The sequence below is a fragment of the Exiguobacterium sp. SH31 genome (genome assembly GCF_001816105.1).
Lineage (GTDB): Bacteria > Bacillota > Bacilli > Exiguobacteriales > Exiguobacteriaceae > Exiguobacterium > Exiguobacterium aurantiacum_A.
Map to the genome: position 1 here is coordinate 21,889 of NZ_LYTG01000001.1, position 20,203 is coordinate 42,091.

The 20,203-nt window shown below is 53.1% G+C and carries 25 protein-coding genes; 16 read left to right on the top strand and 9 right to left on the bottom strand.

Annotated features, from left to right (window positions below; genetic code table 11):
• Positions 1–119: 119 nt before the first annotated feature.
• From A6395_RS00120 to A6395_RS00140, 5 genes are all read left to right on the top strand, one after another.
• The gene (locus tag A6395_RS00120; protein ID WP_016509957.1) at positions 120–836 is read left to right on the top strand and encodes a 5-bromo-4-chloroindolyl phosphate hydrolysis family protein; all 717 of its coding nucleotides are present in this window, start codon (positions 120–122) and stop codon (positions 834–836) included.
• The gene (locus A6395_RS00125) at positions 820–2,049 is read left to right on the top strand and encodes a toxic anion resistance protein (protein WP_071397359.1); all 1,230 of its coding nucleotides are present in this window, start codon (positions 820–822) and stop codon (positions 2,047–2,049) included. The genes A6395_RS00120 and A6395_RS00125 overlap by 17 nt, the downstream gene beginning before the upstream one ends.
• Before the next feature lie 49 nt (positions 2,050–2,098).
• The gene (locus A6395_RS00130) at positions 2,099–2,674 is read left to right on the top strand and encodes a deoxycytidylate deaminase (RefSeq protein WP_071397360.1); all 576 of its coding nucleotides are present in this window, start codon (positions 2,099–2,101) and stop codon (positions 2,672–2,674) included.
• A 201-nt stretch (positions 2,675–2,875) separates the two neighbouring features.
• Positions 2,876–3,232, top strand: coding sequence for a hypothetical protein (locus tag A6395_RS00135; RefSeq protein WP_016509485.1), 357 nt, complete (start codon positions 2,876–2,878; stop codon positions 3,230–3,232).
• A gap of 246 nt (positions 3,233–3,478) precedes the next feature.
• Entirely contained in the window at positions 3,479–4,570 is a 1,092-nt protein-coding gene (locus A6395_RS00140) for an RNA-guided endonuclease TnpB family protein (protein ID WP_071397361.1), read from the top strand.
• A gap of 246 nt (positions 4,571–4,816) precedes the next feature.
• On the opposite strand, the gene hisJ is transcribed toward A6395_RS00140, so the two are convergent.
• Positions 4,817–5,632, bottom strand: a complete 816-nt coding sequence (gene hisJ / locus A6395_RS00145; RefSeq protein ID WP_071397362.1) for a histidinol-phosphatase HisJ — start codon at positions 5,630–5,632, stop codon at positions 4,817–4,819.
• 109 nt (positions 5,633–5,741) lie between these two features.
• Here hisJ and A6395_RS00150 point away from each other — a divergent pair, with 109 nt between their 5' ends.
• Genes A6395_RS00150 through hisE form a run of 10 tightly spaced genes read left to right on the top strand, consistent with a single transcriptional unit; the run spans position 5,742 to position 12,692 of the window.
• Positions 5,742–6,665 carry an ATP phosphoribosyltransferase regulatory subunit gene (locus tag A6395_RS00150; protein WP_070327390.1) on the top strand — a complete coding sequence of 308 codons (924 nt, stop codon included), beginning with the start codon at positions 5,742–5,744 and terminating at the stop codon, positions 6,663–6,665.
• The gene (hisG, locus tag A6395_RS00155) at positions 6,662–7,270 is read left to right on the top strand and encodes an ATP phosphoribosyltransferase (RefSeq protein ID WP_070327389.1); all 609 of its coding nucleotides are present in this window, start codon (positions 6,662–6,664) and stop codon (positions 7,268–7,270) included. Before A6395_RS00150 ends, hisG begins: the two co-directional genes overlap by 4 nt.
• Entirely contained in the window at positions 7,267–8,484 is a 1,218-nt protein-coding gene (gene hisD / locus A6395_RS00160) for a histidinol dehydrogenase (protein WP_071397363.1), read from the top strand. Before hisG ends, hisD begins: the two co-directional genes overlap by 4 nt.
• A complete protein-coding gene (locus A6395_RS00165; protein WP_071397364.1) occupies positions 8,481–9,497 on the top strand; it encodes a pyridoxal phosphate-dependent aminotransferase in 1,017 nt (338 codons plus the stop codon). The genes hisD and A6395_RS00165 overlap by 4 nt, the downstream gene beginning before the upstream one ends.
• Complete coding sequence (hisB, locus tag A6395_RS00170; RefSeq protein ID WP_070327386.1) at positions 9,484–10,071, top strand: imidazoleglycerol-phosphate dehydratase HisB; 588 nt, start codon at positions 9,484–9,486, stop codon at positions 10,069–10,071. Before A6395_RS00165 ends, hisB begins: the two co-directional genes overlap by 14 nt.
• A complete protein-coding gene (gene hisH / locus A6395_RS00175) occupies positions 10,068–10,655 on the top strand; it encodes an imidazole glycerol phosphate synthase subunit HisH (RefSeq protein ID WP_071397365.1) in 588 nt (195 codons plus the stop codon). The genes hisB and hisH overlap by 4 nt, the downstream gene beginning before the upstream one ends.
• Positions 10,633–11,352, top strand: coding sequence for a 1-(5-phosphoribosyl)-5-[(5-phosphoribosylamino)methylideneamino]imidazole-4-carboxamide isomerase (locus A6395_RS00180; protein WP_071397366.1), 720 nt, complete (start codon positions 10,633–10,635; stop codon positions 11,350–11,352). The genes hisH and A6395_RS00180 overlap by 23 nt, the downstream gene beginning before the upstream one ends.
• Positions 11,339–12,106 (top strand): imidazole glycerol phosphate synthase subunit HisF, encoded by a 768-nt coding sequence (hisF, locus tag A6395_RS00185; RefSeq protein WP_071397367.1) that lies wholly within the window; start codon positions 11,339–11,341, stop codon positions 12,104–12,106. The genes A6395_RS00180 and hisF overlap by 14 nt, the downstream gene beginning before the upstream one ends.
• Positions 12,055–12,387, top strand: a complete 333-nt coding sequence (hisI, locus tag A6395_RS00190; RefSeq protein ID WP_071397368.1) for a phosphoribosyl-AMP cyclohydrolase — start codon at positions 12,055–12,057, stop codon at positions 12,385–12,387. The genes hisF and hisI overlap by 52 nt, the downstream gene beginning before the upstream one ends.
• The gene (hisE, locus tag A6395_RS00195; RefSeq protein WP_071397369.1) at positions 12,384–12,692 is read left to right on the top strand and encodes a phosphoribosyl-ATP diphosphatase; all 309 of its coding nucleotides are present in this window, start codon (positions 12,384–12,386) and stop codon (positions 12,690–12,692) included. The genes hisI and hisE overlap by 4 nt, the downstream gene beginning before the upstream one ends.
• 41 nt (positions 12,693–12,733) lie before the next feature.
• On the opposite strand, the gene A6395_RS00200 is transcribed toward hisE, so the two are convergent.
• Positions 12,734–13,657 (bottom strand): DUF7916 family protein, encoded by a 924-nt coding sequence (locus tag A6395_RS00200; protein WP_070327381.1) that lies wholly within the window; start codon positions 13,655–13,657, stop codon positions 12,734–12,736.
• An 88-nt stretch (positions 13,658–13,745) separates the two neighbouring features.
• Between A6395_RS00200 and A6395_RS00205 the strand changes: the two genes are divergently transcribed.
• Entirely contained in the window at positions 13,746–14,300 is a 555-nt protein-coding gene (locus A6395_RS00205) for a maltose acetyltransferase domain-containing protein (protein ID WP_071397370.1), read from the top strand.
• Between the two features lie 43 nt (positions 14,301–14,343).
• Here A6395_RS00205 and A6395_RS00210 read toward each other — a convergent pair whose 3' ends face one another.
• The 7 genes from A6395_RS00210 to A6395_RS00240 all read right to left on the bottom strand — a co-directional run bounded on the left by A6395_RS00210 (position 14,344) and on the right by A6395_RS00240 (position 20,110).
• Positions 14,344–15,702 carry a glycosyltransferase family 2 protein gene (locus tag A6395_RS00210; protein WP_071397371.1) on the bottom strand — a complete coding sequence of 453 codons (1,359 nt, stop codon included), beginning with the start codon at positions 15,700–15,702 and terminating at the stop codon, positions 14,344–14,346.
• A gap of 191 nt (positions 15,703–15,893) precedes the next feature.
• Entirely contained in the window at positions 15,894–16,904 is a 1,011-nt protein-coding gene (locus A6395_RS00215) for a pyridoxal phosphate-dependent aminotransferase (RefSeq protein ID WP_071397372.1), read from the bottom strand.
• The gene (locus A6395_RS00220) at positions 16,901–17,659 is read right to left on the bottom strand and encodes a transporter substrate-binding domain-containing protein (protein ID WP_070327378.1); all 759 of its coding nucleotides are present in this window, start codon (positions 17,657–17,659) and stop codon (positions 16,901–16,903) included. The genes A6395_RS00215 and A6395_RS00220 overlap by 4 nt, the downstream gene beginning before the upstream one ends.
• A 122-nt stretch (positions 17,660–17,781) precedes the next feature.
• Positions 17,782–18,312, bottom strand: a complete 531-nt coding sequence (locus A6395_RS00225) for a P-loop nucleotide/nucleoside kinase family protein (RefSeq protein ID WP_071397373.1) — start codon at positions 18,310–18,312, stop codon at positions 17,782–17,784.
• 9 nt (positions 18,313–18,321) lie between these two features.
• Positions 18,322–19,044, bottom strand: coding sequence for a nucleotidyltransferase domain-containing protein (locus A6395_RS00230; RefSeq protein ID WP_071397374.1), 723 nt, complete (start codon positions 19,042–19,044; stop codon positions 18,322–18,324).
• Positions 19,028–19,561, bottom strand: coding sequence for a DNA topology modulation protein (locus A6395_RS00235; RefSeq protein WP_071397375.1), 534 nt, complete (start codon positions 19,559–19,561; stop codon positions 19,028–19,030). The genes A6395_RS00230 and A6395_RS00235 overlap by 17 nt, the downstream gene beginning before the upstream one ends.
• A gap of 54 nt (positions 19,562–19,615) precedes the next feature.
• Complete coding sequence (locus A6395_RS00240) at positions 19,616–20,110, bottom strand: hypothetical protein (RefSeq protein ID WP_071397376.1); 495 nt, start codon at positions 20,108–20,110, stop codon at positions 19,616–19,618.
• Positions 20,111–20,203: the final 93 nt, after the last annotated feature.

Sequence of the window (20,203 nt, forward strand, 5' to 3'; positions counted from 1 at the left end):
TCGTTCTTGCGACCGAGAGAGGGGACGGCGTCATTATGCTAAGCTTATAAAGATGACGAAACTTTTGTTGACGGTTCACGTAAGGTACAATAGAAGTATCATGAGACGAGGTGACAAGGATGAAGACATGGATGAAATGGGCCCTGACCGGGGCGATCCTGTATTTTGCCATAAGTGTGTTTGATTTCTCCTGGCTGTTTATCATCGTCGGGGCGCTCGTATTGAACGAGGTGTGGTCGAGTAACAAACGGCGTAAGCGGGCACCCGCACCGGTAGCGAAACGGGCCAAGAAAAAACTGCTGCTCGATGAAGAAGAACCGTTCGTCGGTTCCCGCATCCTTAAACCGATGGAAGATGTGGCACCGGTCCGTCAGTTCGAAGCGACAGACGACTTGGAACTGCAATTTTTACAACGGACGATCGAGCAAGGGTACGAGAAACTCCAGCAGATCGATCGTATCCTGCCTGAAATAAAAGATGTCGAGGTTCGTCGTGAAATGAAGGCGGTCTCGAGAGAGGCACACGAACTGTTTGCCGAATTGTTCGAGAACCCCCAAGACGCGAAGCACGTAAGAGATCTGTTCACGTTTTATTTAGACTCGCTCGTGTCCGTCGTCTTGAAATTTAAAGAACTAGAAGGAAAACGTGTCGTCATTCAAGAAGAGACACGAGAGCAACTGATCACCAATATGCGGCTCATCGTCGATAAGTTCAAAGAACAACGGAGCCGTCTGCTCGAAGACGACGCTGTCGACTTTGAACGCGAATTGATTATGATGGAACGGGTATTGGCAGATCAACCGGAAGGGAGAAAAAAACATGACTTCATCGAATGAAACGAACTGGCAGTCATGGCCAGAAGAAGACCTCACTTCACAGACAAGAACAAAGACCGGGACAGAGGAAATCTCTGACCCGTCTGTGGATTGGTCCTCGGTGACAGAAAAACATGAGGTGCCGGCCATCCAACCGAAAGCCGACGTTCCGCAACAACATCGGGAACGAATCACCCGGATTGCCGAGTCGATCGATATTAAAAAAACAGACTCCGTCATGTTATTCGGATCGAACGTCCAACGTGAACTATCTCAATTCTCTGACCAGATCTTGACCGAGGTCCGCATGAAAGACGGTGGTGACGCAGGTAAGTTACTATCCGATTTGATGCAAAACGTTCGGAAGATGGACCCGGATATGCTTCAACCGGAGAAGAAGAGTTTCATGGACAACTTGCCGCTCATCGGACGAGCGAAAAAGAAAGCTGAAAACTATAAGCTTCAATTTGAAAAAATGAACGTCTATTTGGAAGAAGTCATTCACAATCTCGACCGAGCCAAGTTCGGTCTGATGAAGGACATTACGATGCTCGATCAAATGTATGACAAGAACAAGCGCTACTTCGAAGAATTGAACGTCTATATCGCAGCCGGTGAGACGAAGCTCGACCACGTTCGCGATCACGAGATCGCGCCGCTCCGTCAAGAAGTCGAAACGACGAGAGATCAAGTGAAGTTGCAACAGCTAAACGATATGATCCAACTGACAGACCGGTTCGAGAAGAAGTTGCATGATTTGAAGTTGAGTCGGACGATCAGTCTGCAGATGGCACCACAAATCCGTGTCATCCAACAAAATAACCAAATCTTAGCGGAGAAAATCGAGTCGGCTGTCGTCAATACGATTCCTCTTTGGAAAAACCAAGTCGTCCTCGCTCTCAGCTTGACGCGCCAGAAAACGGCACTCCGGATGCAGCAAGACGTCACGAAGACGACGAACCAACTGCTCGAACAAAACTCGAAAATGTTGAAAGACTCGTCGATCGAGATCGCAACCGAGAACGAAAAAGGGATCGTTTCGGTCGAATCGCTCAAAGTCGCGCACGAGAATCTATTGTCAACGCTCGACGAAACGCTGCGTATCCAACAGGAAGGCAAGCAGAAGCGTCGTGAGGCCGAACGTGAGCTCGATCGGATGGAGCACGAACTGAAAGAAAAAGTCATCGAAATTGCCTCAAAGAATAAAGAGTTGCCAAAAGAGACTGGATACTAAAAAGAAAGTCTGAGCATTCAGACTTTCTTTTTCCATGAGGAGGATCAGGATGGAGAAACAACGATTGTGGGACGAGACGTGGTTGCAGTTCGCCGATATGATGGCGGAGCGGCACTCGAAATGTGCCTCGAAAAGTGTCGCCTGTGTCATCGTCAAAGATGAGAAACCGATCTCGATCGGATTGAACGGGACACCGCCGGGACATACGAACTGTAATGAAATCTTTCTAAAACGTGAAGACGGATTTTACCAACGAGCCGAATACGTGACGGATGATACGATCGACTTGACCGAGCCTTCTGTGCGCATCATCGAGCAAGGTGTGACATTTGTTAAATGTAGCGACCCGTTCGAACATCACAATTGGTCAAAACAACACGAGATCCATGCCGAGATCAATGCAATCGGGAAATTAGCCGCCGATTCGACGAACGCGTTCGGTGCTACAGCCTATGTGACCCATTCACCATGCCATTCTTGCTCGCTCGCGCTCATCGCGGCACGGGTGGCCCGAGTCGTGTACGCTGTCGGCTATGAGCACGGGGATGGCCTTGATTTGATGCGAGAAAGCGGGATTGACGTCTTACATATGCCGCTTGAAAAAAGTTTCAAAAACACATTGTAAACGTTTACATTCGATGTTATATTATTAATGTACTGCCAATGGTGTTTTACTCTTCCATTACTTGCCCCTCCTCGGAGGGGCCTTTTTTTATGTCTAATCATCAGGTGAGACAAAGTTTACACATAATGTTCAATATTTCACAAACTATTCCGCTGAATCTTTTTTATAATAAGAGTAGATAAACGAGAGGGGATATGTCACATGGAAAAACTAGTTCGTTTCACAGATGGTGCCTATGATGTGGAAGCGTTGATCACACTTGAAGAGGTATGGGAAGATAAATTTGCAATTGGCACGCACAAAGAGCTTGCCGTTAAATCACTCAAAATTAATGGAAATGACGTCTCCGAGATGAAGCATGTCCGGGCGTTGCTCCGTTACTACCCGACGCTAGGTGTTTCAGGAATTCTACTCGCTCTTGACGGCGCGGCTGCTGAAATCGTCGCCTTGTCAGGTGATACCGATCCAGCCCTTCGCTTCGTCGAGCTCGTCGCCCTTCAGATGGATGAAGCCGCGACGAAACAGTTAAAAGACATGTATGCCGAAATGGCAGTTTAAAAGTTAGGATGACTTTCGGGTCATCCTTTTTAACTGATTTAGGCGAGAATTCTCCCACCTCTAAGCGTCTGGGGCGAGGCCCAGCGTAGGTGGGAGATGGATCGCCCGTACATAAACCTCTTGGCCACCCCTGTGACAGATATGACGAACAGAAGTTCGTGATTTCGTCAGATTTCTCCGCCCCCGCCGCGGGTATCGGATGAGGAAGGCGTTCATCACGATCATCGGCCGGGAGGAGGCGGAGACATGCTGAAGGGCTACAAATACAGGCTCCACCCGACGGCGGAACAGGCCGATTTCCTGGTCAGGACGATCGGCTGCGCCCGGTTCGTCTACAACAAGCTGCTCGAGGACCGCATCGCCATCCACGAGGAGACGAAGGCGAGCGGCGGCCCGAAGCGGAAGCCGCCGACACCGGCCTCCTACAAGCCCCTGTTCCCGTTCCTGTGTGAGGCGGACAGCCTCGCGCTCGCCAACGCAAAGCTGCACCTCGACACGGCGTTCGCGAAGTTCTTCGCCGGGACGGCCGGCTTCCCGGTGTTCAAGTCGAGACGGAAATCGCGCGCCTCCTACACGACGAACAACCAGCACGGCACGATCCGCATCGAGGGGGACCGGGTCCGGCTCCCGAAGGTCGGGTTCATCCGCTTCACACAGCACCGCGGTTTCGACGGCGAGATCCGGTCGGCGACCGTGTCGATGACGAAGACGGGCAAGTTCTTCGTGTCGCTCCTCGTCGAGCAGCCCGACGAGCCGTGGGTCCCGGCCGAGCACAAGATCGGGATCGACCTCGGCCTCGGGCACTTCGCCGTCATGACGAACGACGCGATGGTGACGGAGAAGATCCCGAACCCGCGCAACCTGCGCGAGGCCGAGGAACGGCTGAGACGGGCGCAGCGCTCGCTCTCCCGCAAGAAGCCCGGCAGCCGGAACCGCGAGAAGGCGCGGCTCCTGTTGGCCAAAAAGCATGAAAAGGTACGGAACCGCCGACATGACTTCCTCCACAAGCTGTCACGACGCATCGTCGACGAGAACCAAGTCGTCGTCGTCGAGACGCTGAAACCGAGGGAGATGATGCAGGACCGCCGCCTGGCGAGGTCGATCGGGGACGCCGGATGGGGCGAGTTCGTCCGCCAGCTCGCCTACAAATGCAGGTTCCACGGCCGCACACTGATCCAGGCCGCCCCGTGGTTCGCCTCGACCCAGGTCTGTTCGGCCTGTGGCGGGAACGGCGGCAAGAAGGACCTGCACGTCCGCGAGTGGACATGCGCCGCATGCGGCACGCACCATGACCGCGACGTCAACGCGAGCCTCAACCTGTTGGGTCTCGCCGACTGAAACACTCCAGGGCAGGGACTGCCCGACGAGCTTGGTCCACAACCGTGGCTGGTCAAAGCACGGTCTTCCCAAGAAGCTCCCACTTCAAGTTGCGAAGCAAATAAGTGGTGAGTAGTTCACTTTTGTCTTGTAACTCGTGACGAGTGTGGTAATATAGATAGTAGATGAAGAAATGGAACGCCATATCGTTGTCGACAAACCAAACATGGGGATCTAGATAGCTAGATCGCTGTTAAGGAGCCACGTTCATAGGAACGTGGCTTTTTTTTGCATATTTTTAAAGTCGGCACCGACATCTGCCGCGATATGGGCGTCCGAACCGAGCACGAGTGGGATGCCGAGCCGGGTCGCTTCAGCGGCGACGGCCATGGCGTATGGCTGTCCGCAGGCGGCTTTACGGAGCCCGGCGGTGTTGAAATCTAGTCCGAACCCGCGTGAGGCGATTGTACGCAACAGTCGCGACTCGGCGTCTTTGACGTTCGCACGGTCCCATGAGTAGTTCGTCTGATATTTAATCGGTAAATCGATATGCCCGATGCGCGTGACGTTCAGTCGCTCCCATGGGAACTCTAACCCGGTCTCGAGCGCTTCGTAATACCGGCGTAGCACTTCTTCGAACGACCCGATCCGGCTGACAAGCGTATCAAACGTCTCCGGTGAGAAGTCGACGGGCAGGAGCTCGCCTTCGACTTGTAGAAAGTGTTGAGACAAGATCGTCTCGTCGAGGTATGAGCGATAGGGCTCGAGCAAGGCGAGCGTCTCATCGACATATCCCGGCAAATAATCGATCTCGAGACCGACCCGGATCTCGAGTCTTTCGGCGTAATCTCGTTTCAACTGTCTGACCTCTTCTATATAACGGGGCAATAAGTCGAGCGCCATCGCCGAGTCTTGATCTGGCGTCGGATCAATGAAACGTGCCGGCAGCGGGGCGTGCTCGGTGAACGTCAGCGTTCGAACGCCTTGAGCAAGTGCTTGTTCGACGTACGCGTTGAGTGAATCGGTCGATCCGTGCGGACAAAATGGGGTATGGACGTGGCCATCATGGGTATAATCAATCATCAAACATCGTTCCTTTCGAGTTCGCCGGTTGACAGCATTGGCTTGATTTGATAAATTTAACACACTACTTTAGTTTGGTAAAGTGATAATAAGGTAAAGGGTGATACTGATGATTTGGTTCAATAAAAAAGGATCCATCCCGGAAGGATGGCACGAGTTGCAAGGTGAGGACGTGCTGCGTCCGAAGCAATGGATAAAATCATTTTTAGAGCGGGCCGAGGGGGACGGCTATAGTGTGATCGAGCCGCCGCTCGTTGAATACTATTCCCATTATCAAGATCTCGCACTCTTCGATGAGTCGGCGTATTACCGCTTGTTCGGCAACGATGGGGAGTTGCTCGTCATGAGACCGGACTACACGCTCCAGATCGCAAGGAAGCTCGCCGACGGACATGAACCGATGCGCGTCGCTTATGCCGGTGCCGTCTATCGACGCACGCCGAAGCATTCGGGACAACCGCATGAACGTCAGCAACTCGGTCTTGAATGGATCGATGGGGATTCAAAAGATATGGAGTTGATCGAATCGTTCCTTAGTATGACGGAACGGGTCCTGCCGAAAGGAAGCTTACGCATCCAAGTCGGGTCTGCTGCATTGATCGCGTTAGTGGCGAACGAGGCCGGTATCCCGGAACGGACGTTGCGTCAATACTTAGCACTCCGTAATTTGGAGTCACTTCGCGACCTCGCGGAATCGTATCAATACCCGTTGATCGCCAAGCTGCCGTTCTTGATCGGTGACTCGGCGTTAGCAGAGTTACGCGACCTCGCGGAACCGGGCTTAAAACCGGCGATCGACGAAGTGGAGCATGCGGTCGAACATCTACGTGCGATCGGATTGAACGTCTCGTACGACTTCGGACAGACCGGCGACTTTGATTATTATTCAGGTTTGACCGTGACCGGCAGTATCGACGGCAGACGCGTCCTCTCAGGTGGCCGTTACGACTCGTTATACGGGCATTTCGGACAGTCGCGACGTGCCTTCGGACTATCGCTCGACTTAGAACAGTTAGGTGAGGTGATCAAATGAAAGTCGCAATCGCGAAAGGGCGCATCGAAACAGCGGCCCGTGAGTATTTTGAACAAGTCGGTCTCACCGTTTGGCCGGAAAAGCGGGGCCGTGAGTTGACCGTCGAAGTAGACGGTCATGAATTCATCTTCGTCAAAGGCGATGACGTCTATAAATACGTCATGCATGGCGCAGCGGACGTCGGAGTCGTCGGCGGTGACATTTTACGCGAGAAGACACCAGGCGTCCTCGAAGTCGTCGATTTACCATTCGGCCGTTGTCGTATGGCGGTATGTGGTCCGAGAGAACGGAGAAACGGTACGAAGAAGCTGAAAGTTGCCAGCAAGTATCCGAATATCGCCATCTCGCACTTTGCCTCGAAACGTCAAAACGTCGAAGTGATCGCTTTGAACGGTTCGGTCGAACTCGCACCGTTGACCGGTCTCGCCGACTGCATCGTCGATATCGTCGAGACGGGGGCGACGCTTCGCGCGAACGATTTAGAAGAATATGAGACGATTTTCACGGTTAACGCGAAATTCATCACGAGCGAGACAGCGCTCGCGAACGACCCGGACGAATTGAAAGCGTGGATTCGTCGGTTGAGCAAGGAGGCAGACAGATGAACGGACAAACGAATCGCACGCGCCGAGAACAGTGGGCAGAAGCCGTCAAACCGATTTTAGAATCGGTTGAGGCGAGAGGTGACGCGGCGCTCCTCGAATGGACGACGCAATTTGACGGGGTCGATGTGATTGAAACGGTCGACCTTGAGACGTTTGAACCGCCGGAGGCGTATCGGGAATTGACCGAGGCGCTAACGCTCGCGGCCGAACGGATCCGTACGTTTCATGCGCGGCAACAGCGTCAAGACGACGTCTTCGAAGATGAGATGTTCCGGCTCGGTCGTCGGTTCATGCCGCTCGATTCGGTCGGTGTCTATGTGCCTGGCGGGACGGCGGTCTACCCGTCGAGTGTGTTGATGAACATCATCCCAGCGAAAGTGGCCGGAGTGAAGCGGGTCGTCATGGTGACGCCACCGAAACAAGGCGGGATCGACTTATCGCTGTTGATTGCCGCGAAGATTGCCGGTGCCGACGAATGTTATCTCGTCGGTGGCGCCCAAGCCGTCGCCGCACTCGCGTTCGGCACCGAGACGATTTCGGCCGTCGATAAGATCGTCGGGCCGGGCAACGCTTATGTGGCGACCGCGAAGTCACTCGTCTCGCATTTCGTCGGGATCGATTCCGTCGCCGGTCCGTCCGAGGTGTTGATCATCGCCGACGAAACGGCCAATCCTAGATGGATCGCAGCTGACCTGCTCGCGCAAGCCGAGCATGACGTCGAAGCGACAGCACTCGCCCTCGTGACGACAAGTGAACAGGCCGAAGCGATTCGGTCTGAGCTGGACAAGCAACTGCTCGATCTGCCACGTCGCGACATTGCAGTCGAAGCGCTCAAGCGCGGAGGCGTCCTCGTCAAAACGAAAGCAGAAGCAATTCGCTACGCGAACGATATGGCGGCCGAACACGTGCAACTTGCGGTGACAGATCCAGCCGATTATATGGCACAGATTCGCCACGGCGGCTCGTTCTTCCTCGGCCATGAGGCGGCCGAGGCGTTCGGTGACTATATTGCCGGACCGAACCACGTCTTGCCGACGAGCGGGACGGCCCGCTTCTCGAGCGGACTGTCGGTCGATGATTTTTACCGCAGACAGACGTTTCTCGAGATGACAGCGATCGACGAAGCGGTCACACGCGCCGCGATCCGAATCGCGAGACAAGAACAGCTTGAAGGACACGCCCGAGCGATGGCGGTCCGATTGGAGGACGTATGAGACGTAACTATACAGCGATCCCGCGCTATGTCCCACATGCGGTGAGCGGATACGCGCTAAATCAAAACGAGAGTCAATTCGAGCTGCCGGAGCGCTTGCAACGAGCGATTCAGCTCGTGACGCTCCGCTCACTCAGCCGTTATCCGGTCGATGAGCTGACGGCCCTTAAAACTAGCTATGCGACTTATGCGGGTGTACAACCTGACCAATTGATGGTCGGGAGCGGCAGCGATGAGCTGCTCGCCATACTTTGTCAAGCCATTCTCGACACAGAAGACGTCGTCTTGGCACCGGCACCCGACTTTTCGATGTACGGCATTTACGCGCACATCGCCCGGGGCCAGTTCTTCCAACCTGAGGCAGACGGCCTAACGATCGATTCATTGCTTCGATTGATTGAAGCGAACGAACCGAAACTCGTGCTCGTGTCGAACCCGAACAATCCGACCGGGAAGATGTGGACGCTCGATCAATTAGAAATGATCGCGAAACAAGTCCCGTACCTCGTCGTCGACGAGGCGTATATCGACTTCACGATGAGTGATTCCTTCAAGTCGCGACTCGCGGATTACCCGAACGTCATCATTTTGCGGACGTTATCGAAAGCGTTCGGACTCGCGAACTTACGGATCGGCTTTATGATCGCCCATCCCGATTTAATCGAGAAGATCGACCGGTTCCGCTCGCCATTTAACGTCAGCGGATTGAGCGCGGCTGTTGCGACCGTCGTCCTTGACGACCCGGATTATATCGCCCAGTCCGTCGCCTTCCATAACGGGCAACGTCAAAAGCTTGAACGACTGCTCGCGCCAATCGGCAACGTCTGGCCGAGCCGGGCCAACTTCCTATACGTCGAGACGCCCGATAGTGAGCTATGGGCCGAACGGTTCCTCGCTTACGGTGTCCACGTCCGTGCGTTTCCGACCGGACTGCGCGTCAGTGCGGGGACGGACGAGGCGTATCGATTCATCAAACAAATGTTAGAAGAGGTGACTTCTTTTGAGAACAGCTGAAATTAAACGTGAGACGAAAGAAACGAACATCGAGCTTCGCCTCGATTTAGACGGTACAGGTCAAAGTGACATTAAGACAGGCGTCGGCTTTTTCGACCATATGTTGACACTGTTCGCCTTCCATAGCCGCATCGACTTAACGGTGCAAGTCGAAGGGGACACATGGGTCGATGCGCACCACACGGTCGAAGACGTCGGCATCGCCCTCGGGCAGATGATCTTAGAAGCGCTCGGGGACAAAGTCGGGATCCGTCGCTACGGGACGAGCTACTTGCCGATGGACGAGACACTCGCCCGGGCCGTCATCGACGTCTCGGGACGCCCGTTCCTCGTCTACCGAGCTGAAATCAACAATCCGAAGCTCGGTGACTTCGACACGGAACTCGCGGAAGAGTTCTTCCGCGCCGTCGCGATGAACGCGCGGTTGACGCTCCATCTTGACGTGTTATACGGCTCGAACTCGCACCATATGATCGAAGGGCTGTTCAAAGCGTTCGGCCGCGCCCTCGCCGAAGCGATCGGGAAAGACGGGCTCGACCGCCTCCCTTCGACGAAAGGACGGATCGAAGGATGAACGTCGCGGTGATTGACTACGGCATGGGAAACGTCTTCAACGTCGAACGGGCGCTACAAGCGATCGGTTGTTACGTCACGATCACGAACGATCCGGCTGAAATCGAAGCGGCCGACGCCATCCTCTTGCCTGGCGTCGGTGCGTTCCCGCAAGCGATGCAGTCGCTTGAGGACACGGGACTCATTCCGTTGCTCAAGCGAGTGGCGACAGAGAAGCCGTTGCTTGGGATTTGTCTCGGGATGCAACTGTTATTCGAGTCGAGCACGGAAGGCATGCCGACGCCAGGACTTGGTTTGATTGAAGGACGGGTCGAACGGATGCGGGCCAAACGGTTGCCTCACGTCGGTTGGAACTCGATTTTACGCGACGAGGACGTCTATTTCGTCCACTCATATCACGTCGTGACCGCTGACGACAATATCGTCGCCTCAGCTGACTATATGGGAGAGCGCGTACCGGCCATCGTCCGATCAGGTCTCGTGACCGGGATGCAATTTCACCCGGAGAAGAGCGGCGCGTTCGGACTCAGCTTATTAAAAGAATGGAAGGAGGCGGTCGAACGTGAAACTGCTACCGGCAATTGACTTAATCGGCGGCAAGATTGTCCGCCTGACTGAAGGAGATTTCAACACGGAAGAGCAATACGGCGACCCGTATGAGAAGTTAAAAGAATGGACCGGGCGCGTCCCGATGCTCCACTTGATCGATTTAGAAGGAGCGAAAGCTGGTGAGCCGAAACATCTCGATGTCGTCCGTTTCGCCAAATCGTGCGGCTTTTTCGTCCAAACGGGTGGAGGGATTCGCTCCGAAGCAGCGCTTGATGCTGTCATGGCTACTGGTGTGGACCGTGTCCTGCTCGGTACGAAGGCGTTCACCGATCCTGATTTCCTGGACCGGGCACTCGCCAAGTACGGGAGTCGTGTCGCCGTCGCCCTTGACGCCTATGACGGCATCGTCGCCATCAACGGCTGGCAAGACGCGACCGAACTAAAAGACATCGATGTGGCCATCGATCTCGCCAGCCGCGGGGTCGAGACGATTCTTTACACGGACATCGGTTCGGACGGGAAACTGAACGGACCGAACTTAGAGCGCATGAAGGCGCTCCGGGAAGCTGTCTCGGTCACGCTCATCGCCTCGGGCGGTGTCACGACCGAAGCCGACGTCAAGGCACTGAGTGAGGCCGGAATTGATGAGGCGGTCGTCGGGAAAGCGCTTTTGTCTGGCAAAGTCAGTCTTGACGACTTGATCGAATGGGAGGCGCGACATGCTAAAGCGTAGAATCATCCCATGTTTAGACGTGAAAGACGGACGTGTCGTCAAAGGCATCGAGTTTGTCGAACTGCGTGACATCGGTGACCCTGTCGAGATTGCCAAGTACTATGACGCCTCAGGTGCGGATGAACTTGTCTTTCTAGACATTACGGCAAGCACGGAACGAAGACAGACGATGCTTGACGTCGTCAGTGCCGTCGCCCGAAAAGTGTTCATCCCGCTCACGGTCGGGGGCGGCATCCGTTCACTTGAAGACATCTCGTCCCTGCTCAAAGCAGGAGCCGACAAAGTGTCGCTCAACACGCTCGCCGTCGAGTCACCTGACTTGATCAAGCGGGCAGCCGAACGTTTCGGTTCCCAGTGTATCGTCGTCGCCATCGACATCCGTTTCGAAGAAGGTGACTATTACGTATACACGTACGGCGGGAAACACCGGACCGAGCTGACGGCAGTCGATTGGGCCAAGCGCGTCGCTGAACTCGGGGCCGGGGAGCTGCTCGTCACGTCGATGAACCAAGACGGGAAACAGAGTGGCTATGATTTAAAAATTCTCGAATTGCTACGGGCAGCGGTCGATATCCCGATCATCGCCTCAGGCGGGGCCGGGAACGCTGAACACGTCGTCGAGGCACTTGAAACAGTCGACGCCGCCTTACTCGCTTCGATCTTGCACGACCGAAAAACGACAGTAGAAGAGGTGAAGCACGTATGCAGCGCGAACAACTTGCCGATGCGGTTCGTTACAACGCAAACGGACTAATCCCGGCGATTATCGTTTCGACGGAAGATAACGCCGTGCTCATGCTAGGTTATATGAACGATGAGGCGATTCAGAAGACGCTTGAGACGAATATCGTCACGTTCTGGTCACGTTCGAAAGGGCGGCTTTGGATGAAAGGTGAATCGAGCGGCAACACGCTCGACCTTGAGAGCATCCATGTCGATTGCGATCAAGACGCGCTGTTAGTCCGCGTCCATGCGAACGGACCGACGTGTCATACCGGAAATCGCAGTTGCTTTTTTACGGAGGTGAACACATGATCAACGAACTCGAAAAACTGATTCAAGAACGAAAGACAGAGCCGAAAGAAGGTTCTTATACGTCGTACTTGTTTGATGAAGGGTTAGACAAAATCGCGAAAAAGTTTGGGGAAGAGTCGTTCGAGGTCGTCATTGCTGCATTGAACGATGAAGACTTGGTCGAAGAGACGGCTGATTTGTTGTACCACTTGCTCGTCTTGCTCGCAGCCAAAGGCGTCTCCTTACATGACGTCGAGACGTTGCTCGCCGAACGGCATGGGACGACGACACCGGCGAAACCGCGCCGCGACGTCACGGAATGGTGACAGACAAAGGGAAGGAAGCCGCGGCTTCCTTCCCTTTCTGGTTAACGATTGACGGAAGCGGCCATACGAATGTACGTATGACGGCGTCCACGGATAGCGATCGACAACGCTTGAATATTCTCAGGTGTGGCGATTCCGGACAGACCGGCGTCGCCGATATGGAAGATGTCGGTACCGCCGCGTTTTGATGATAAGGCGATGTCGCGGATTGTCCCTTCGTCGGCGCCTTCTTGTGACGTTCCGATGGCGGCCAAGACGAGCTTGTTCAGTGCTTGGATTTCTTGCGTCACGTGATAGAACTCGTCTTCACGGACACCTGGGACGGTTCCTGGCGCGGGAATCAAGATGATGTCGGCACCAGCTTCGGCAAAGCGGACGTACGCATCACGGTCGATCACGTTACCGACACCCGCTTGATGCATCTTCCCGGCAATGATGACGCCGGCAAATTCCGATCGGGCCGTGATGATCGCCTTTTCGATGGCCTCATTCGTGACACCGGTGTTCGGATTACCGGTCAAACAGACGAAGTCGATCCCAAGTTCGGAAGCGCGGGCGAACGCTTCCTGCGTCGCCAGTCGGCCTTGTTTCACGTCGAACATGTCCGAGGACTTCTCGCTGAAGTCGACAGGCTCGAGATTGACACCGACCGGCAGTCCGATCAGCCGTTTTAATTCCGTGATCGGATTGTCGGACATCGTCTCACCCGGTATGTCGCCGAATAGGGCGTGGCTTTCAAGCCCCTTTATGTACGGATGGAACACGTCGAGCATGTTGAGCAAGATCATGTCGGCACCGAACGCTCGGGCGAGCTCGGCGTTCGTCACTTCGGGATAGAGCGGCTGCACGGTCGGAATGACTTCGGCGAGCACGGTCCGGCCTTCGGCTTTTCGGATCGACTCAATCAAATCGTTACGGTTGAACGTCAAGAAATCACTCGCTTTGCAATCAAGAATGCGTTTCATAGTCAATTACCTCCTCTGATTCGTCCATTTTCCTATTCCCTATTCTCGCCAATATTCCTCTATAATAAAATAGAATGGAGGCAAAAATATGACAGAAAAAGAAAAGATGATTCAAGGTGAACTATATTTGGCTGGTGATGCAGAACTCGTCGCTGACCGGCGACAGGCACGACGTCTGACGGAGCGGTTCAATCAGTCTGGGATCGATGAGCTCGACGTCCGCAAGCAAGTACTCGGCGAACTGTTCGGTTCGACCGGGGCATCGTTCTACCTCGAACCGACGTTCAAGTGTGACTACGGATACAACATTCATCTCGGGGACCGTTTTTTTGCGAACTTTGACTGCGTGTTTTTAGATATCTGTCCGATTCGATTCGGAGATGATTGTATGCTTGCTCCAGGTGTCCATATCTATACAGCAACACATCCGCTCGACCCGACGGAACGGATCTCGGGCCTCGAGTATGGCAAACCGGTCACGGTCGGACATCGCGTCTGGATCGGTGGCGGGGCCATCATCAATCCGGGTGTGACGATCGGGGACGATGCGGTCATCGCCTCAGGTGCGGTCGTGACGAAAGATGTGCCGGCCCGTGCCGTCGTCGGAGGCAATCCGGCCCGAGTGATCAAGCTAATTCCATGAATCTTAAAATGACCTTTCCGAACTCGTTCGGAAAGGTCATTGTTCATTTCCAGACTCGTTTTACGTTGAGCGTTTCTTGGGCGTAACCCCAAACGGAAATCGGGGACATGAACAATTGATAGCTCACAACAAAAAAGAGGAATCCGAAGAAGTTTTTGCGGACCCGTAAGTTCAAGTTTTTGAAAACGTAATCGCGTTGGTAGAAGTAGAGCAGTCCATAGCTAAGGACGGTCAATGGCAGGACGAGAAGCGTCATCGGTCCAACGATCCAATAATGACCGAACAGAGCGAGAACGAGACCTGGGATCCAGAAGAACGTGAAGGCGATATCGAGATACGGCATGATCAAATTGACCCCGGTCAAGTACTTCGTATAAAGCTGGGGCTGACGCCACGGTTTCACTTCTTGCAATCCCTCGATCATCCCACGGGCCCAACGCGACCGTTGACGCGCGAAATGGCGGAACGATTCAGGCGCGTCCGTGAACGCGACGGCGAGCGGTTCGAAATAGACGCGACGTTTCATTTCAAGGAGACGCCACGTGAGAACGATGTCTTCTCCGATCGCGTCGGGCCAACCGCCGACTCGTTTGACGGCATCGGTCTCATACAAACTGAACGCACCTTGAGCGACGAGTGTCCCTTGGTAAAGCCCTTGAAGCCGCTTGATTGATGCGATGCCGAGAAAATAATCCCACTCTTGAAGCCGTGTCCAAAACGAACTGCGGCTATTGCGAACGAGCATGCTGCCGGCGACGGCACAGACGTCTTTTGGACTCGACACGAGCCGTGCGACCAAATAGCGAATCGCGGACGGATGAATCAACGTATCGGCATCGAGCGTGATGATGTATGAGGTAGTCACTTTCGTTAAACCGTAATTGAGCGCTTGGAACTTGCCGGCTCTCGGTTCATGCAATAGCTCGATTTGTAAGTCGAAATCTTCTTGCGCCCGCATCACTTCGGCTGATGTTGCATCGCTTGAGTTGTTATCAATGACGAATACTTGGAGCGGGCCCGTGTAGTCTTGCAGTGCCACGTAACGAATCGTCTCGTAGATGGATGATTGTTCGTTGTAGGCGGCAATCATGACCGTCACGGCTTCGTCCGGATGTTCGTTTGTGAACGGCGGCTGCCGATCGAGGACGAGACTAGCGAGCAAGAACGCCATCAAATAGCCCGGAACGTAAGCGATACCGCCGATGATGAACAAGGCGAGCACCCAATTCGTCAGTACAGCCAAATCGGTCAACCAAGGTAAAGAGATGTAGATAGAAAACAATAACCAGAGCCATGAAAAACCGTGTGCCAACCAAAAGCGAGTCAAAATCGTCCAATACCAACGATTTCCGATGCGATTGCGTCCCCATCTCGATTCGACCGGTTCATTTCGTGAAATCATTTGATGTCCTCAATTCTGTTTCAATGGAAACGAGCTTGTCTAATATTGAAAATATATCGTTAAAGTTAGATATACAGACAGCAAATTGAATTTTGATGGGGAATGATTATAAAGTCAACAAATGATGCGTCGTGCATAAAAAATATTGACCCAAATTAAAAACAGGACCCGGGTCCTGTTTTTAGTTTTAGTTATGAAATTGTTTCGGATGCGTGCGCCCAAGCCATCAATGTTTGTCGAGCAAGGGCAAGTGCTTGCTCGTTCCCGAGCGTGACGCGGATCCCGTCCGGTTGCCGCGACGTATGGATGCCGTGCTCGGCTAAGTGGGACCAAACCGCTTCGGATTGGTCGAGTGTGACGTATAAAAAATTCGCCTCAGCTGGCTGCACTTGACCGATCGTCCCGAGTAACTCTGACCACTTGACGCGCATGTCGTGATGCCAAGCGATTGACTCGTCCAAGTAGGTCGCATCAGTCAAAAAGACGTTGGCAATTTTCGCGCTCACACCGCTTATATTGAACGGGGGGACGAACTGCCGGAAATACTGAGCGAGTTCGGTCGTCGTGATTATAAACCCGAGACGGACGTTGGCTAAGCCGAACGCCTTTGATAGCGTCCGTAAGACGATCACATTCGTCAGTTCATTCAAGTGATTGACGATACTTGATGCAGGCGTGAAATCGATATACGCCTCGTCGACGATTAAATAAGGGACGAGGCCTGCCAGTTCGGTCAACTCACCGACCGTCCACAACTTACCGGTCGGATTGTTCGGGTTCGACAACAGCAACAGCTTCGGTGCATGTTGCTGAATCGCCAGGGCGAGCGCCTCATACGATAAATCGTCCGCCTGAACATGCCGACCGTGTGCGATCGTCGTGAAGATCGGGTAGAGCGCGAAGTCAGGACTCGGTGACAAGACGACGTCTTCTGGTGACAAGAGCGCCTGCGTGACGACGTGAATCATCTCATCACTGCCACAGCCTACGAGCAACTGGTTCGGTTCGACGCCAGCATAGGCCGCGTAGCGGGTGAACAGTTCATCGATCGGTTGGACCGGATACTCATGCAGGTCATGGAACGAGATTGTTGCCAGCTGTTCATGCAATCGCTTCGGCACCGGGAACTGGCTTTCGTTTTGATTCAACCGATGTCCTTCCGGATAAGTGACGGGATAGATTGGGAGATCGACTTGCCTCATTCCGTCGGCTCCATCGAGAACCATTTTTTAGCGAGTTTATCGATCTCGCCTGAGTCGATCATCTTGTTCAGCTCATCGTTGAACTGATCACGCAAGTCGTCTTCCAATTTGAAAGCGGCCGCCGATCCTTTTTCGCCGTCTTCTTTAAGCGCGAACGTATAAAGACCTGCGTCTTGGTCTAAGTATTTTTGAGCGACCGTGTCTTCGATGACCATCGCGTCGATGCGGCCCGTGTTCAACTCTTGAACGATTTCTGGAATCTTATTCAATGAGACGAGTTCAGCGTCAGGTGCTTGGTCTTGAGCGATAGTCTCTTGAATTGAAGCGGTCTGGACGCCGATCTTCTTGCCGGCTAGCGCTTCGATCTCTTTTAGCGATTCATCTTTTGTCATGATCAAGTTCGTTGCCGATAAATAGATGTCCGAGAACGACGCATTTTCTTTCCGCTCTTCGGTCGGCGTCATGCCGGCCATGACAAAGTCGATCCGTCCGGCGTTCAAGGCTCCGAGCAAACTACCGAAGTCCATGTCCTCAATCTTTAACTCATAGCCGAGACGCTCTGTGACCGTTTCAGCGATCTCGATATCGAAACCGACGATCTCATCCCCGTTCGCCGTATCAACGAACTCATACGGGAAGTAATCGGCACTCGTTCCCATGACGAGTGTCTTTTTTTCTTCTCCCGTTGTCTCTTGGCTGCATCCCGCTAATAATGCGCTTGCGACTAGTCCCCCTGTAACGATCCACTTTTTCATGTATGAATTCCTCCTTCAAGATATGAGACTAAGTGTAATTGTATAATTATTAATTGTAAAGTATAAAAATACAGAAAAGCTAAAAAAAATCATCCAGTCCGCTTTAAACTGGATGACAAGGATCATCCGTCAATCTGCTGCACGTAGCTGATGACGTCGGTCAAATAGGTCTCGATTGGGCGATTTGCATCGATTGTAAGCGTATGCATAAAGTCGGGTTTTTTACGCTTTGCGACAGTTCGATGAAAATCGTCCGGGGAAACGGATTCGATTTGACTAATCTTGCGTTCGCGCTCGGAAAGGCGGCGATTGATTTCATCGACGTCGTCGACGACACACTCGACGTAGCGATAAGTGGCGCCATGGTTTTCGGCGAGTGCCAATCCGCGTTCAAGCATCACATCATACAGGCAAGGGCTGTCCAGAATAACGTTCCGGCCTAGTGACAAATTGAACGCAACAAGCGCCCAATCGATGTCATAGGCGACTTTTCCGGCCAGTGCCGGGTCAAGCGGATGATCCACCATTGATTCGAGCAAGGCTGTCTTCGTCACGTCATGGTCGACGATGACCGCATTGAGCTGAGGAGCGATGGCACGGGCCAGCGTCGATTTGCCGGAGCCCGGAAATCCGGACATTTGTAAAAAGAACATGGTCTCACCTCACTTTTCGTTTGATTTACCACGGCTGAAACCGGCGAATAACCTGCCACCGAACGGCAACATCGCCTCGTCAACGAAGCATACGAGGTCGTCAATTTCATTGTTTCGATAATACGACTCGAGAGCAGCTACAAGTTGATGAGCCAACTCGTTGTCGTGGCGGGCGAGGGCGCGGTACGCCCATTTTGATGTACCCGTCCATTTTCCGTTCGTGCGCAAGATGAATTCGCAGATTAAATCCCCGATCGTACTGCTGATGAACAGACCTTCTTGCCGATTTTGACAGCCAATCAAGTCATCGAGCGCATCTGTCAAAAAATATCGTTTCATCTCAATCGTCTCATCAGACCACACATCTGGGCCGCGCTCGAGTAAGTCTTTAGCTTCACGTTTGATGGCTTCGATCACGCCTGTATCTTTCAATACGACGCTTTCCGCTACCATCGTCGGTAAGGACGGCATGGCGCGTTGGCGATCTTGATCGAAAAAGGCGCGGTAGGACGTCAAGTTGTGGGCGAATAGCTCGATGCGCCATCCGTATTCGATCAGCGATTCACGGTAAGACGAGACGAGCGTTTGATCGAAGACGACTATGTCTAAGTCAGACGTTTCCGTTGCTTCGCCCCGGACGATGCTTCCTGCTAACACCGCCGCCTGACAGTGGGGGAAATGCACAGTGATAAATGTTTTTGCCGCATTGATTGGCTCAAGTCTCGATGTCATCGTTTTCTCCTTGGTTAATCGACGTCAAAAAATCACGAACTTCCGCCCGTGAACGTAAGATGATGATGTTCTGATTGGCACGGCTCGATTGCAAGCGATGCAACACATCCGGGCGCTGCGATTTTGGGTAATTCCATACCCACTTCAAGAATTTCGGATCAAACCGCTCCTCACAACCAGTTCCCATGTCCGGTCTTGCCTTGCCTTTATATTTGATCATTCGTTTCAGGACGCGATATGTACAAACGATCCGTGGCAAGTCGAGATAGAGGATTGTATCGGCCGCTTCCATTCTCAAGTCGAGCGTGCCGCCGTAGTTGCCGTCGATAATCCAGGACGTTCGTTCGATTAGCTCGGTTTGGATTACAATCTGTTCTTGTCTCGTGGCAGGAACCCAATTCGGTTTCCATAATAATGCGTCCAAATGGTGGGCTTCGATGCCGAGTCGCGAGCTAATATTCCGTGCAAGCGTCGACTTTCCCGATCCACCAGAGCCGATAATTAATATTTTTTGCATATGTCCCTCCGGTGTTCACTATTCATTCAATAAATTTTGTCTGTGTCATGGTGATTATTCCGATTGAAGGATACGCCATTTCTCAATCACGCCGTCTTCTTCATACATGACACGCACTTCCATCTGATTCAATACGAGCCGTTGCTCGGAAGCGAATAAAATGATTGGATAGCCGATCGACAGCGGCTCGTCCGCCTCATAAATCGGACTGTGGGCCTGCATCGCGTAATAGCCGTCAGACCGGGTGTTAGCCGCACCGGCGTCAACTTGGATGACTGTCTCGAAACCTTGTAGTCGTAGTACGTAACTGTACGTCGTTCGGGCTCCACGTTCGAGCCGCCATTCCTCAATCACGGCCTCATGATCGTTTTGATTCGCTTCGAATAAAACTTCTTGCGCCGTGTATTCTCGTTCATATGGAATCATCTCTTGAATGTTGACGGCCGTCATCGTCGCGAGTTTTTGCGATTCTTCCGATGGCGGTGTGATGAGAATCCCGATAAAGATCAAGATAGGGATGAGCAAATAAATGATGACCCGACTTTGCATATGGCTTCACCTGTCCTTTATCGAGTTTTTTCGCCATAATTTGTCAGAACCCTGCCTGACACTTGAAAAATGTCACGAGCAGCACGTTCAATC